Annotated in this window: 10 protein-coding genes; 6 read left to right on the top strand and 4 right to left on the bottom strand. The window is 43.6% G+C overall.

Annotation, left to right across the window (positions count from 1 at the left end; translation table 11 throughout):
• Positions 1–35: 35 nt before the first annotated feature.
• The 3 genes from nudC to dnaQ form a co-directional block, all read right to left on the bottom strand.
• On the bottom strand, positions 36–812 hold the full coding sequence (gene nudC / locus JZ787_RS01325; RefSeq protein WP_218287978.1) for an NAD(+) diphosphatase: 777 nt from the start codon (positions 810–812) through the stop codon (positions 36–38).
• The gene (locus JZ787_RS01320) at positions 812–2455 is read right to left on the bottom strand and encodes a chemotaxis protein (RefSeq protein WP_234951500.1); all 1644 of its coding nucleotides are present in this window, start codon (positions 2453–2455) and stop codon (positions 812–814) included. The genes nudC and JZ787_RS01320 overlap by 1 nt, the downstream gene beginning before the upstream one ends.
• 126 nt (positions 2456–2581) lie before the next feature.
• Entirely contained in the window at positions 2582–4003 is a 1422-nt protein-coding gene (gene dnaQ, locus JZ787_RS01315) for a DNA polymerase III subunit epsilon (protein ID WP_346311471.1), read from the bottom strand.
• Between the two features lie 209 nt (positions 4004–4212).
• Here dnaQ and JZ787_RS01310 point away from each other — a divergent pair, with 209 nt between their 5' ends.
• The 6 genes from JZ787_RS01310 to JZ787_RS01285 all read left to right on the top strand — a co-directional run bounded on the left by JZ787_RS01310 (position 4213) and on the right by JZ787_RS01285 (position 14382).
• The gene (locus JZ787_RS01310) at positions 4213–7482 is read left to right on the top strand and encodes a LysM peptidoglycan-binding domain-containing protein (protein ID WP_346311470.1); all 3270 of its coding nucleotides are present in this window, start codon (positions 4213–4215) and stop codon (positions 7480–7482) included.
• 35 nt (positions 7483–7517) lie between these two features.
• Positions 7518–9359: an extracellular solute-binding protein gene (locus tag JZ787_RS01305; protein ID WP_346311469.1), complete on the top strand. Its 1842-nt coding sequence runs from the start codon at positions 7518–7520 to the stop codon at positions 9357–9359.
• Positions 9360–9380: 21 nt separating this feature from the next.
• On the top strand, positions 9381–10442 hold the full coding sequence (gene yejB, locus JZ787_RS01300) for a microcin C ABC transporter permease YejB (protein ID WP_346311468.1): 1062 nt from the start codon (positions 9381–9383) through the stop codon (positions 10440–10442).
• Positions 10442–11455: an ABC transporter permease gene (locus JZ787_RS01295; RefSeq protein ID WP_346311467.1), complete on the top strand. Its 1014-nt coding sequence runs from the start codon at positions 10442–10444 to the stop codon at positions 11453–11455. Before yejB ends, JZ787_RS01295 begins: the two co-directional genes overlap by 1 nt.
• Positions 11430–13019 (top strand): dipeptide ABC transporter ATP-binding protein, encoded by a 1590-nt coding sequence (locus tag JZ787_RS01290; RefSeq protein ID WP_346311466.1) that lies wholly within the window; start codon positions 11430–11432, stop codon positions 13017–13019. The genes JZ787_RS01295 and JZ787_RS01290 overlap by 26 nt, the downstream gene beginning before the upstream one ends.
• Positions 13020–13137: 118 nt before the next feature.
• Entirely contained in the window at positions 13138–14382 is a 1245-nt protein-coding gene (locus JZ787_RS01285) for an NADH:flavin oxidoreductase/NADH oxidase family protein (RefSeq protein ID WP_010326362.1), read from the top strand.
• Positions 14383–14504: 122 nt separating this feature from the next.
• Here JZ787_RS01285 and JZ787_RS01280 read toward each other — a convergent pair whose 3' ends face one another.
• On the bottom strand, positions 14505–15056 hold the full coding sequence (locus JZ787_RS01280; protein WP_346311465.1) for a glutathione S-transferase N-terminal domain-containing protein: 552 nt from the start codon (positions 15054–15056) through the stop codon (positions 14505–14507).
• Positions 15057–15061: the final 5 nt, after the last annotated feature.

Below are 15061 nucleotides of genomic sequence, written 5' to 3'. Positions count from 1 at the left end.
TTAAAGTGTATTTGTTGTAGCGATGGTGAGTGAGCTTACAGCCACTCACGTGTGTCATCCGCGACCGTTGTGCCTTCTGTCGCATGCATGATCATGGCATGTGCAATACTGCCTTTGAACGGAATTTCAGGCAATTGATCAAACTTAAAGAACTGGGCATCGCTGATTTCTTCTTCTTGTAAGCAAAGCTCACCCGATGCGTATTCTGCTTTAAATGCAATCATTAAGTTACTTGGGAAAGGCCAAGGCTGGCTCGCTAAGTATTGAACATTTTTAACTCGAATGCCTACTTCTTCCAAGGTTTCGCGGCGTACAGCTTCTTCTAAGGTTTCACCGACTTCAACAAAGCCTGCAATCAAACCATACATATTGCTGCGGGTATTACGCGCATTTTTTGCCAACAGAATTTCATCTTCACCTCGTGTAATGACGGTGATAACACAGGGTTGTACTCGTGGATACTGATGATAACCGCAGGCAGGGCAGATCATGGCATATTCGCTGGCATGCGCTTCTGTGGCGTGGCCGCAATGACTACAAAATTTATGATTGCGACGCCATTCTAACAGTTGAATAGCTCGGCTGGCCTGTTCGAATTGTTTGGTGCTCCAGAGTGGAAGCAACTGGCGAATTGGGATGAGTTCTAAGCCATCAGGGATTGGCTCATTGTCTAGCAGGTCTCGGGCAATCACTTGATCATCCGAGTGAAAACTTAAATCACTTGCTAGCTTTTCTACACGAGGCAATTGAAAGTTATGGTCCACCAACAATTGTTGTTGGTGGAAAATATAAGCAAGTGAAAGTTCTGACATTAGGCAACAGTCTTTAGTTTTTGGCTACTGTTCAATGCTACATCAAACATACTGTGTAATACAGGCTGTTTGTTTTTTAAGTTATCAATCAGCATATCTGCACTTGCGAGAGCATCAAGTACATGATTCACCTGAGCGGCAGTGAGCGCAGTTTCAGCCGTGATTTGTTGTTGCACAAAATCTGCTGAAAGATTCAGAGCAGTTTGACCATTTTCAGCGCCTAAGAACAGCATTGCGCCAGCAACTTCACGTAGTTGTGCAGGAGTATTCTCAAGGGCAGTTAAATCTTGTTCTTGCTGATATTGCGCCAACGCTTGACTACTTAAGTCAATAGACGTTTTAGCCTCAGTCAATAAAGCAGCATGGGCTTCATCTAAACGGTCTAGTGAAATATTCATGTTGTTCACACGAAGCTGTAGGCGGCTTGAAGTATGGTGACGTTCTAACACGCCAATCGAGTTCATTGCCGACAAGATCACGTTCATCAACTGCTGCGCAAAACCTTCATCTTTCAGCATATCTGCTTGACTAAGTGATGCTGCTTGACGGTTTAAGTCATTATGCGCTTCATTTAAGTTCAATACTTTGAAAATGTTCGCCAAATCGACCAGTTTTGCTTGGAGCTCTTGGGTCTTTTCAGGGGTCATGTTTTGGTAGTTGTACTCAATGTCATTGCGGATTTGCGACATTTCGGTGGTTACCAAATCACTAATGGTATGCATCGTGTCGAAATCTGGGCCATAAAGATGACGACTGAAAACTTGCAGCTGCGTATCTGTGAGTAGGTCGTCGCCAATATTGAGTTTGCCACGGATGTGTTGAGACACTTCGTCTTCTTGGCTGATACATAGGCTGAGAATGTTGGCAAGATCGGTGAGGCTGGCTTTGAAACGTTCAGGCGCAGTAAAGAACTGTGCAATGTTACGTTCGATGCTAATCAGAGTGCGTAAACGTGGTTCATTAATGAGCAATTGTTCAATTTGATTGAGTGCAACATAGACCAAGTTCCAATACTGTTTACTCGGCGTTTGTTCTGCTAGACCCGCTAAATAAGTGCCCACCAATTTCATTGCTTGTAAATCAAGTTCGCTTTCTTCTTGTTTCAGCATTTGGCTTAAAGACAGCTTGTACAAGCGGTGAACATATTGAGATTTTTCAAGACTTGGTGCTTGAGGGAGGCTGAAATCTGGGGTAATACAGTCCAGTAAGGACTCGATGTGTTGACCTTCTTGCGTTAAAGGCTTTGCTAATGCAATTTCAAGACGGTTTAAGGTGTCGAGTAAAAACTGTGGAATTTTTACTTCTCTTAAGCAAATGAACTCAATATAGCGCTTCAGCATGGTCGTGCCTTCGCTGAGTGCAATCACATCTTGCGTATTAATCTGTGCAGGATTCCCCATGATCTTGCGCATAAGCTCTGCGGAATATTCAGCAATTTTGGCCAAGCTAGACATATCAATCAATGCAAGCACTTGAGCACATTGCTCAAATTGGTTTAATGCATCGTCAATTCCAAAAGGTAAAGTCTGATCTTCTGCTAAGGTGCTCACAGCTGATTCAACCAGCTTAATGGAGTTATCCACTTCATTTTTTATTATCAGCAGCGCCGTTGGATCAAAATGAATAGAGGTTTGGTAAGACATTGATCTGCACCTATCCTAGTGTTTTATCGTGTTTATATGCGGCCCAAAGAAGGCATAGCAACTTGTTCATCACTATAGCCTAACTGAAAAATCTTGTAATACAAAAGTTAACAAAAACTTTAGAATTTATTTGGCAAAAAGGCAGGGTGTGCCATGTTTTTCTTGGTATTGTTTGACCCAAGTCTCATGTGCTTCAAGTTCTTCGGCTGAAGGGTGAATTACCGCCAGTTCAATATCCAGTGCTTGACGCTGACTTTGCCCATTTTGTTGTTCACTATGTGATAGGGCATCCATATCAAAGGAAACCTGACCACCCGTCATAGCCAAGTAAACGTCGGCTAGAATTTCAGCATCCAGTAAGGCCCCGTGGAAGGTACGGTCACGCTGTGGAATTTCGTAACGGCGAACTAAGGCATCGAGTGAGTTTTTTTGCCCCGGATGCTTAGATTTTGCCATCGCGAGGGTATCTGTCACCGCACAAACTTCAGAAAGTGCAACAAATCCTGCACGCTTGAACTCCATGTCTAAGAAGTTCATATCGAAGCTTGCATTATGCGCAATGATTTCCGCACCTTTGAGATAGGCAAATAAAGTGTCTGCAATCTCTTGATACAGCGGTTTATCTTTTAAAAAGTCATCAGAGATACCGTGGACATTTTCAGAGTCGCCCACAGGTTTTTTCGGATTGATGTAGATATGAATCGAGCTGCCTGTGAGCCTCCGATTGACCATTTCAATCGCACCAACTTCAATAATGCGATCGCCATCTTGATAATAGAAACCGGTGGTCTCTGTATCGAGGATGAGCTGTCGAGGCCCAAAGACCTCAACTTTACGTGGAGTAATCACAATTTGTGGATGTTGTTTGAGTTGTGTTAAATCGACACTTGTTGCAACTTCAGGCGTTTGTTCAATAGAAGGCACCGTTGTAGCAAGTTCTGGTTCAGCGACTAAACTTGGCTCTTGTTCTGCAACGTCTATTTCACTTTCGGCTAAATCTTCGCTGTTATCGACTTCTTCGTCATCGAAACCCAAACCAAAAGGGTCGTTTAACAACCAGTCTGGTTCAACTTTTTTTTTATCTACAGACGGTTCTGTTGTCGCTGTTTTAGACTGACGAAGTTGAGCCTGTGTTTGATCAGCACCGAGGTTCGCCAATTGATCTGCCATTTCGTTACCTTCATGACCTGCATGGCCTTTGACCCAGTGCCAGTCGATATCACGGCCTAGGCAAGCTGCCTCGAGTTTTTTCCACAAATCTGGATTTTTAACGTCTTTCCAGTTTTTCTTTTTCCAACCTGTAATCCACTCGGTAATGCCGCGTTTGACATAGGTTGAATCGGTCCAGACAACTAACTTCGCATCATTTGGGCAAAAAAGAATGCCCTCAATGGCTGCGGTAAGTTCCATACGGTTATTGGTGGTGTTGTCTTCACCGCCACACAGTTTATGTTCTTCAGTTTCTGTAATAACATACGCACCCCATCCCCCAAGACCAGGGTTTCCACGACAAGCACCATCGACATACAGGGTAATTGTTTGTGACATACACAACTTCCGTAAACTGAAAATTAAAACTAAGCGGGCACCATTGTATAACGCAAATGCACTAGAGAAGTGTATAAGATGCAGCTTTTTTAATTTCTTGTAACATTTATACTGATTTCAAGTTAAATTAACGCCTTGTGTCTGCGGCGTGCTTTACTACAATGGCAGATCTAAAAAATAAATTTTATACGAGTTGTTTGGATTTTCTTATGTATAAGTCAGCTGCCATTTTTGGCCAACCGATGTTACCGACATTATTTAAAATTACAGTACTCGGTTCAGCACTTGCGACACTTGGACTGGCTGGTTGTTCCTCGACGCAAAGTGCAACGCAAACATCTAAATCCAAACAAGTCGGATCGAACTACTTAGATGCAAACAGCCTAGATTCTTTAGAAGATTTACTTTCTGCAACCGACATGCGTGCGGTGGAAGGGGATCGCCTGTTGGTGTTAAAGCACGGTGACGTTTGGAAGCGTATGACCGTGGGCTTTAAAATGAACACCGATCATTGGAATCCGCGTATTGATGCTCAGCGCGGGTGGTTTATTTCACGCCAACCGTATTTGGATCGTTTAAGTGCACGAGCTTCACGTTATTTGTATCACACCGTTAAAGAAGCCGAACGTCGCGGTTTACCAACAGAGCTGGCTTTACTGCCTGTGATTGAAAGTTCGTATGACCCTGCTGCAACCAGTAGTGCTGCGGCTGCGGGCTTATGGCAGTTTATTCCAAGTACGGGACGTATTTATGGCTTAAAACAAAGTAGTCAATACGACGGTCGCCGTGATGTGGTCGAGTCAACGCGTGCTGCGTATGAGTTCTTGGGCAGTTTATATAACCAGTTTGGTTCGTGGGAACTTGCACTAGCGGCTTATAACGCAGGTCCGGGCCGTATTCAACAAGCGATTAACCGTAATAAAGCCGCAGGTTTGCCGACGGACTATTGGTCGTTAAAATTGCCTGAAGAAACCATGAACTATGTGCCACGGTTCTTGGCGGTTGCACAGATCATTAAAAATCCAAATGCCTATAACATCAATTTACCACCGATTGCCAATCGTCCGCACTTTAGAGAAGTCACTGTGGGCGCGGTGAGTCTAAATGAAGTTGCGTCGATTACAGGTTTAAGTCGTGCCGAGCTGTATCAGTTAAATCCGGGACACCGTGGTGAATGGATTGATGGTGCAAGTCCAATGCGGATTTTAATTCCTGCGGATTTGAGTCCTTCAGTGGATGTACGTTTGAAAAAATTACAGGGTGGTTCAGGCGGCTTGTGGGCATCTGCAAATACCAAACTGCCTGAAAATAACCAAACGATTCAACCAAGCAAAATTGAACCACCGACGTTGAACACCAAAGCGATCACACCGTCGAAAACTACACCACCTGTTTTAGCGACGACAACCGCAAAAACCACAACAGGAAAGTCTGCCACTTCGTCTACAGTGACGTCGTCAAGCAGTACTTCTATTACGACGCCTACCCGTGGTTCAACGCCTAAAGGGTCTAATGCACTGGCTGCTTTTGCTGCCAATAGCGATATTCCAAGTGCGCCGCGTATTCCAGTTGCGGTTACGCCAGCGACCCCAGTGAAACCAGTTTCCGTTGAACCACCAATTTCAGCAGCAGAACGTGAGCAGTTAACCGCGGCAATTCAAGCTGAAGGTCAAAGCAAAACTGTCGATGAAGTTCTGAAACCAGTTGCGACGAAAGCAGAGCAAGCTGAAGTGGTAGCTGAAATTCAGGCTTTAGCCCCTCAAGGCACAGAAATTGTAGATCCTCTGGATGGTAAAATTAAGCTCACCGCAATTCAAACCAGTCAGTCAGTGGCTGAACTGCAAGGCAAAGAGTTAACCAAAGGTTTTGCTTATCCAAAGTCTGTGGCTGACAATACCCGTTTAGATTCAGATGAAGTGAAGCGTAATCAAGGCAAAAATTTTGTTAAGACTGACTCTGAAATTGTGATTGTGCCGCCAAAAGGTAAACGTTCAACTTATACCGTACAACCGGGTGATACTTTGGCGCTGATTGCTGCCAAAAATGGGGTGAACTGGCGTGATGTGGCGAAGTGGAACCAAATGGATGCGAATGCCACACTTTATGTCGGTACATCGATTTATTTATATGATGCAAAACCACAAGCTGAAAAAATAGAAGTACGTTCTACCGTGAAAGCTGAGACTAAACCTGAGAGTTATACTGTTCGTGCCAATGATACCTTAACAGGGATTGCGGATGAGTTTGGTTTAAGCTTAAAACAGTTGGCTGACTATAACGGTTTAAGTGTGACCGGTGGCGTACGTGTGGGACAAAAGCTTTCCTTAAAAGAAACAGCACAATCGCGAGCAAAAACTAACGATGAGAAAGCTACGAGCCAAACTAAAGTAGCAACTCAGTCGTATACGGTGAAACGTGGCGAATATCTGAAACTGATTGCAGACCGTTATGCGTTGTCAAATCAAGAATTGGCAGATTTAACACCGGGTTTAAATGCGGGCAGCAACCTGTTGGTGGGACAAAAAATTAATGTGCCACTCAATGATGTCAAAAGCTTAACGACAAGTAGTGCCAAAGCATCTCCAGTCAAAGCTGAGCCACAGTTCAAAGTTGAAAGTTATAAAGTACAACGTGGTGATACTTTGTATAGCATTGCATCACAGTCGAAGATGAGCCTGTCGGAGCTAGCTGATCTCAATAATCTTTCAACCAATAGCGGCTTGCAAGTGGGTCAAAGTATTAAGATCCCTGCGGGCTCAAGCGTGCCAGATACTTATACCGTTCAGTCTGGAGACTCATTAACTGCGATTGCTTCGAAATATAATTTGGGTATGGATTATATTGCTGACCTCAACAACATGAGTCGTACAGCGGGCTTACGTGCGGGTCAAAAACTCAAATTAACGGGTGAAGTGCCTGCTGTTGAAACGCCGAAAACAGTCGAAAAACAAACTACTGCAAGTAATAACTCAACCGATATTCACGTTGTGAAATCGGGTGAAACCCTAAATAGTATTGCGCGTAAATATCACTTGCAACTGAACTATTTGGCTGCATTAAACAACCTAAGCCGTACAGCCAATGTTCGTGTCGGTCAGCGTTTGAAAATTGAAGGTGATGTTGATCCCGCGCCGATCAAAACAGAAACAGTGGCAGCAAAGCCACAAGCAACTTCTAGCCGTGCAACTGAAGCTTATAAAGTGAAGTCAGGCGAGTCGTTAAACTCAATTGCAAACCGTGCTGGGATGTCTGTGTCAGAGCTTGCTAGTTTAAATAATCTGAGTCCGCGTGCGGGCTTACAAGTTGGGCAGACCATTCAAATTCCAAAACTGATTTCACAGTACACAGTGAAACGTGGTGATACCTTAATTGGACTGGCAAGTCGTTATGGTATGGACACTTCGCAATTGGCTGAGCTCAATGACATTAAACCGAATACGCAGTTGCGCATTGGTGATGTAATTAAGGTGCCGAATTAGTATTGAGTTGAAATGCAATTTCAGAGAAAGTCCCGATGAAGGTTAGAACAACATTCTTGCTGTTCAGCCTTGTAGCGATTCCATTAAAGGCATGGTCTGCACTGCAGACCATGCCTTTTATTGCACCCTATAGTACGCCGAAATACAGCCAATTGGATCATCTGCCTTATGCCAATGTGCAGGCACCGAAGGGTGGTGAATTAACACGTGCAGTCATTGGGAGTTTTGATAACTTAAACAGCATGAATGGTCGCGGTACTGCGGTTGAGGGAACCAACTATTTATTTGACTCACTTATGAGTAGTTCTTTGGATGAGCCCGCGGTGATGTATCCATTGCTGGCAGAAAAGGTCAGCTATGACCCGAAAAACTTTAACGCGATCATTTTTCATTTAAACCCAAAAGCACGGTTTAGTGATGGCAGTCCTGTTACCGCAGCCGATGTAAAGTTCAGTTTTGATATCTTTCAAAGCAAATCCAATTTTGGCTTACAGATGTATTTGTCGGATTTAGCCAAGACAGAAGTGTTGTCCAAATACAGCGTCAAAATGCATTTTAAAACCCGAAATAATGTGGAAATGCCTTTGATTGTAGCCAGAATGCCAATTTATTCCAAAAAAGACTGGCAAGGCAAAGATTTCAGTAAAACTTCGATCAAACCGATTTTAGGCTCAGGTCCTTATCTCTTAGAGAAAATCAATGCCGGGCAGCGGGTTGTTTATAAACGTAATCCAAAGTATTGGGCCAGAGATTTAAAGGCCAACCAAGGGCGCTATAATTTTAACCGCGTGGGTTATGTGTATTATCGTAGCAAAGATATTGCTTTTACTGCGTTTAAGGCGGGTTTATATACCTTGCATGAGGAAGAGTCCGCACGACAATGGGTGACTGCTTATAATTTTCCTGCAGTGAAACAAGGTCTCGTTAAAAAATATCGCTTTAAGCATTTCAATCCAATTCCAACGCAAAGTTTTGTATTTAATACCCGTCGTCAGCCTTTTCAAGATATTTATTTTCGCCAAGCTTTGACTTATGCCTACGACTTCGAGTGGCAAAACAAAGCGATGTTCTATGGGCAATATCAACGCTTGCAAAGTTATTTTTCTAATAGCGAATTAGAGGCGAAGGGTCTGCCTTCGGCTGCTGAAATCAAAATATTGAAGCCTTATTTGGCGAAATTGCATCCCGTACAGCGAGATGGTGTTTTAAAGAACTGGCGTTATTCAGCTTCAGATGGATCGGGCTATAATCGAAATAATTTACTCATCGCACGACAGATTTTATTAAAAAATGGCTATACATATAATGCAAAAGGTCAACTGTTAGATCGGAAAAATAAGCCGATTCAGTTTGAGTTTCTGATTCAGCCGAGTGATGCTGTACGTGAAATTACGCCTTTTGTTCGCCATCTAAAGCGCCTAGGAATACAGCTGAATATTCGACAGGTTGATACACCGCAGTATTATGAGCGGATGCGTACTCAAGATTTTGATATGACCCTACAAACGATGCCGCAGTCTTTGACACCGGGTAAAGAACAGGTGCAACTGTGGGGCAGTGCTTCAGCCCATCAGGTGGGAAATTATAATTATTCGGGTATTCAAAATCCGGTGATTGATCAGATGATCCAACAGTTGATTCAAGCACCTGATCGTAAGCAAGTGGTGGTGCAAACGCGTATTTTAGATCGCTTGTTGCGTGCAGGTTATTATCAAATACCGACCTATGGTAAAGCGGATCAATGGTATGCCTATTGGAACATGTATCAAAAACCGGCACGGAGTCCACAGTTGCATGTCGGTTTGGATTATTGGTGGAGTGATGCCAAACAGGCGAAAAAGGTGAGTCAGTACTTAGGTCAGACAGCCAAGCCATAAGCTGGTATAGGGGTTTTTGAGATGCGTATGTATATATTCAAAAGGCTGTTGCTGATCGTTCCGACCTTATTTTTGATTTTGCTGATCAATTTTGCTGTGATCCAAATTGCGCCCGGTGGTCCTGTTGAACAAGCCATTCAACAAGCGGAAGCTATGCAAGCTTTAGGTAATTTGGGCGGTGCAGGTGTAGGCACAAATGTCTATCAAGGCGCGCAAGGACTCAGTGATGAAATGCTCGCAAAGATCAAAGCACATTATGGTTTTGATCAGCCCATGCATATACGCTTCTTTGAAATGGTGAAAAATTACGCGCAACTGGACTTCGGCACGAGCTTTTTTAAAGACCAGCCCGTTACAGCGCTGATTAAGGATAAATTACCTGTATCCGTGTCCTTGGGGCTATGGAGTGCTTTGCTGATTTATCTGATTTCGATTCCTTTGGGCATTAAAAAAGCCCGATTGCACGGTACGGTATTTGATCAGTCGACCTCGCTACTGTTGGCAGTGGCCTATGCAGTTCCTGCGTTTATTTTTGCAATTCTCTTGATTGTGTTTTTTGCAGGCGGTTCTTATTTCCAATGGTTCCCCTTACAAGGTTTGGTTTCGGAAAATTTTGCGGATTTGTCGCTATGGGACAAAATTAAAGATTATTTCTGGCATATGGCTTTACCGCTTTTAGCGATGGTGATTGGTGGTTTTGCTACAGTGACTTATCTCACCAAGTATTCGTTTATGGAAGAGCTCAGCAAGCCTTATGTGCTGACGGCACGGTCTAAAGGCCTGACTGAGTCTCAAGTGTTGTATGGTCATGTGTTTCGTAATGCGATATTAATTGTGGTGGCAGGCTTACCTGAAGCTTTAATCGCTTACTTCTTTGTGGGCAATTTATTTATAGAGATCATATTTAATCTGGATGGTTTAGGTTTATTGGGCTTTGAGGCGATTGTGCAGCGTGACTATCCTGTGATTTTTGGCACCTTATTCATTTTTACTTTGTTGGGCTTGCTGCTGCGTTTAATTGGCGATGTGTTGTATCAGCTGATTGATCCGCGAATTCATTTTGATTCGCAAGGGAGAGGCTGATGTCCCCTATTTTACAGGCAGGTTTCAAACGATTTAAGCAAAATAAGCTTGGTCTTAGTTGTTGTATTTTATTTATTTGTGTTTTTGTACTGTCTTTAGCTGCAGAACTGATCGCGAATGATAAACCGCTGTTGGTAAAGTATGATCAGACCTTATATTTCCCAGTATTGAAACACTATCCTGAAACGACTTTTGGGGGTGTGTTCGAAACTGAAACTGAATATAAAGATCCAGTGGTACAGCAGCTGATTCAAGCCAAAGGTTGGGCTGTTTGGCCGTTGATTCGATATTCATATCAAACCCCCAATGTAGATTTGACAGTCCCTGTACCGTCACCGCCCACGATGCAAAATTGGCTCGGGACAGATGACCAAGGTCGTGATGTTTTGGCACGAATATTATATGGCTTACGTGTCTCATTGTTGTTCGGTTTTGTTTTGACTTTCAGCTCAGCTGTACTCGGCATTGTGATTGGTGCACTACAAGGTTATTACGGTGGTTGGGTCGATTTAATCGGGCAGCGCATTTTAGAAGTGTGGGGCGGGTTACCCATGCTGTTCATGGTGATGATTTTAGTCAGTATGTTTAGCCCAAATATCTACTGGTTATTTTTAATCATGCTGTTATTTAGTTGGACAATTTTAGTTCCACTGGTACGTGCTGAGTTTTTAAGGGCCCGCCAGTTGGACTATGTCCGTGCCGCGCGAAGTTTAGGTGTCACTAACCGAGCTATTATTTTTCGGCATATTTTACCTAACGCAATCAGCTCGAGTCTGTCACAACTGCCTTTTATCTTAACAGCCAATATTACAGCGCTAACTGCACTGGATTTCTTGGGCTATGGCCTACCACCTGATGCGGCATCATTGGGTGAGCTTTTGTTACAAGGCAAGAATAATTTAAATGCACCATGGTTAGCTCTGTCTGGCTTTTTCAGCTTGGCCATTGTGCTTGCGTTGCTGATGTATATCGGGGAGGCTTTGCGCGATGCATTTGACCCTAGACACCAATAGAACAGCTCCGATACTTGAAGTGAATGCCCTGAGCATTCACAGTTCAGAACGGGTATTGGTCGATCAGCTCAGTTTTGAACTGCGTGCTGGGCAGACTTTGGCGCTGGTTGGAGAGAGCGGTTCAGGAAAATCGATCAGTGCTTTAGCCTTGATGGGTTTGTTGCCGAAAATTTTACAAGTGCAAGGCTCAGTGCTGTTAGGCGGAAAAAATCTCTTAAAGCTGAGCGATACGCAACTTAGGTCGATTCGTGGGCAAAAAATCGCGATGGTTTTTCAAGAGCCGATGACCGCTTTGAATTCTTTGCATCGGGTGGAAAAGATCATTGCCGAGACTTTATGGTCACAGGGTTGGTCTAAAACACAAGCGCGACAACGAGTAATTACCTTGCTAGAGGATGTGGGTATTCCAAATCCTGAAAGTGTGTTACAGCGTTTTCCTTATGAGTTGTCTGGCGGGCAGCGTCAGCGGGTCATGATTGCCATGGCACTGGTGCAAGGGCCTGATATTTTGATTGCTGATGAGCCCACCACGGCTCTAGATGTCATGCTGCAAGTTCAAATTTTAGACTTGCTGAAGTCTTTACAACAGCGCCATAACATGTCCATGATTTTGATTAGTCATGACCTCAATTTGGTGAAAAACTATGCTGATGATGTCGTGGTCATCCATCAAGGCAAGGTCGTAGAGCAAGGGGAGGTTGCGCAAATTTTTGAGCAGTCGCAGTCTGCTTATACTCAAAACTTACTCAATCATTCTTTTGGTCAAGCCATTAGCGTACAAGATGCAGCACCTTTGCTCCGCTTAAAACAACTTGAGGTCAAATTTCCGATTAAAAAAGGCTGGTTTAATCGAACGACACAGTATCGTGCTGCGGTTGAAGCTTTGGACTTGAGCTTGGCTCAAGGGCATTCTTTGGGAATTGTTGGGGAAAGTGGTGCAGGCAAAAGTTCTTTGGCACTGGCTGTAGCAAGGCTGATTGAAAGTCGAGGGCAGATCCAGTTTGGAGAACATGATTTAAACCAACTCTCGCAGAAGGCATTACGTCCGCTTCGCGGTGATTTTCAAATCGTGTTTCAAGACCCGTTTGCAAGTTTGAACCCACGCATGAGTGTTGAACAAATCATTGCAGAAGGTTTGACTTTAAAGCCTTTGTCCTCGCTTGAGCGAACACAGCATGTTGAGAATGTCTTAACTCAAGTGGAGTTGCCAGTCGCATTTAAAAGCTATTATCCACATGAGCTATCTGGTGGGCAAAGGCAGCGTGTGGCTTTGGCACGAGCCTTGGTACTTCAACCTAAACTATTGATTTTAGATGAACCAACTTCGGCCTTAGACCGAAGTACGCAGCGTTCGATTGTGGCGTTATTACGCCGTCTACAACACGAGCAGGGTATCAGCTATTTGTTTATTAGCCATGACTTACAAGTGGTACGTGCACTCTGCCAACAAGTTTTGGTTTTGCGACATGCCAAAGTAGTGGAATTGCAAGCCACTGAACAACTTTTTGAGCAACCGCAGTCTGACTATACGCATCAATTGATTCAAGCCAGTCAGTATCAGTAAAATCATTTTCTAAATAAAAGATCAGAAATTTTGACAAAATGAATTGTCAAATTCTCTTGACTGTAGCCAAAAAACACATAGAGTAAAAACACTAAAAAATATTAAAGGATGAATTTTCATGAGCCAGCTTGCAAGCGCAATCGACATTGGGCAGGTCCATTTTAAAAATAAGATGATTAAAGGGGCAATGAGTGAAGCACTGGCCAATCATGCTGGCCAGCCGAATCATTTGCACTTAGGCTTGTATGAGGCTTGGGCAAAAGGAGGCCTAGGCTGTGCCATTACAGGTAATGTGATGGTGGACTTCCGAGCTAAAAATGAACCAGGCGTGGTGGTGATTGAAACCGAACGTGACTTAGAACCACTAAAACAATGGGCTGCGATTGGTAAAAAACATGGCATGGTGCAATTGGTGCAGTTGTCACATCCGGGCCGTCAATGTCCTAAGGGTTTAAATAAGGAAACGGTTGCACCTTCAGCAGTACCGTTTAGCCCTGCTTTAGCAATGAGCTTCGGAACGCCGCGAGCGCTTCGTGAAGATGAAATCCTTGATATTATCCAACGTTTTGCAACTTCAGCCGCCATCTGTGAAAAAGCGGGTTTTGAAGGCGTGCAATTACATGGTGCGCATGGTTATCTTATCAGTCAGTTTTTATCGCCGTTGACCAATAAACGGCAAGATCAATGGGGTGGCTCTGCTGAAAACCGCATGCGTTTTTTATTGGAAATTTATAAAGCGGTACGTGCAGCGACCTCGGATCAGTTTATTATTTCTGTCAAACTTAATTCAGCAGATTTTCAGCGTGGCGGGATTAGTGAAGAAGATGTCATTGCGACATTTAAAGCTATTGATGCGGCTGGGATTGATTTGATTGAAATTTCAGGGGGCAGCTATGAAGCACCTGCGATGGCAGGGGTGAAGCAAGAAAAACGTAAAGCGTCGACCATTGCACGTGAGGCTTACTTTTTAGAGTTTGCTGAAAAAATTCGTGAACAAGTCCAGTGTAAGTTGATGGTGACAGGCGGTTTTCGTACTGCTGCGGGTATGAACGCAGCCTTAGCGAGTGGCGCGTGTGATTTTATTGGGATGGCGCGTCCATTTGCGGTAGAACCCGACGTGACCAATCGTTTAATTGCAGGGCAAGATGTACGTTATGCAGTCGATAAGATCAAAACAGGCATTTCGATGATTGATAAAATGGCGATTATGGAAGTGATCTGGTATGCCGCACAATTTAAGGATATCGCAGAAGGTAAACAACCAAATCCGAAACTGTCACCGCTCAAAGTGTTTTTTAATTATTTAAAAGGCAATGTGAAAGCCGTGATTAAGGGGCAAGTCAACTCTAGAAAGTCAGCTTAAGCATAGCCTCACTGTGTGATAGACCAATAGTGTTCAAAATAAGAAGCAGACCATTGCCCACGTGCCATTGCAGCATTAAAGGCAGGTCTGCTTTGTATTTGGGTGAAATAGTGTTGAATAGACTAATACTGGGCAAACTGCGGAGTGGCATAACTGGCCGCATAGATTGGAAACCACATCAAGATATCCACATAACTAAACACATCGCCTGCAAAGTATGAATGCGTGCTTAAGTGGGTATCAATTTCTTTAAGTTGCCGATGTAGCTCAGGGTTTAAATAAGCACGATTGAACGCGCTTTGAAAGGCCAAACTCACAAAACGTACAAGCAAAGGTGTTTGTTGTTTAATGTGTTGGAAAACTTGTTTCAATGCCAAATTGGGCATGAGACTGGCATCGCTATAATGGCTATAAAAACAGAAGTTCCAATACTGTGTATGCTTATGAGGAATAATCAACTTCTGGCACAGTTGGCATAAGTATTCTACGATTGCGCTGCTTTCCGTAAGTCGTATCGTCTGAGTATCATGTGGAATGTCGAGCGTTGGAAATTTCAGATTCGTTTGTCTAGCTTGTGTTGCATCATACAGCTTGAGTTCATAAGATAGCTCAAGTTCCTCAAGTAGCCAAAGAATACGTTGTGAACGCGAGTTTTGAAGATGATGTAAGATCATAAATA

It is taken from the genome of Acinetobacter sp. BWR-L5 (assembly GCF_039655985.1).
Classification (GTDB): domain Bacteria; phylum Pseudomonadota; class Gammaproteobacteria; order Pseudomonadales; family Moraxellaceae; genus Acinetobacter; species Acinetobacter johnsonii.
Note: the sequence above shows the minus strand (reverse complement) of the source record. Positions and strands in the feature narration are given on the sequence as shown.

Coding starts and splice junctions, on each gene's coding strand:
- dnaQ (WP_346311471.1), bottom strand. CDS start 4,003: ATGTCACAAACAATTACCCTGTATGTCGATGGTGCTTGTCGTGGAAAC.
- yejB (WP_346311468.1), top strand. CDS start 9,381: ATGCGTATGTATATATTCAAAAGGCTGTTGCTGATCGTTCCGACCTTA.
- JZ787_RS01280 (WP_346311465.1), bottom strand. CDS start 15,056: ATGATCTTACATCATCTTCAAAACTCGCGTTCACAACGTATTCTTTGG.
- JZ787_RS01305 (WP_346311469.1), top strand. CDS start 7,518: ATGAAGGTTAGAACAACATTCTTGCTGTTCAGCCTTGTAGCGATTCCA.
- JZ787_RS01295 (WP_346311467.1), top strand. CDS start 10,442: ATGTCCCCTATTTTACAGGCAGGTTTCAAACGATTTAAGCAAAATAAG.
- JZ787_RS01285 (WP_010326362.1), top strand. CDS start 13,138: ATGAGCCAGCTTGCAAGCGCAATCGACATTGGGCAGGTCCATTTTAAA.
- JZ787_RS01310 (WP_346311470.1), top strand. CDS start 4,213: ATGTATAAGTCAGCTGCCATTTTTGGCCAACCGATGTTACCGACATTA.
- JZ787_RS01320 (WP_234951500.1), bottom strand. CDS start 2,455: ATGTCTTACCAAACCTCTATTCATTTTGATCCAACGGCGCTGCTGATA.
- nudC (WP_218287978.1), bottom strand. CDS start 812: ATGTCAGAACTTTCACTTGCTTATATTTTCCACCAACAACAATTGTTG.
- JZ787_RS01290 (WP_346311466.1), top strand. CDS start 11,430: ATGCATTTGACCCTAGACACCAATAGAACAGCTCCGATACTTGAAGTG.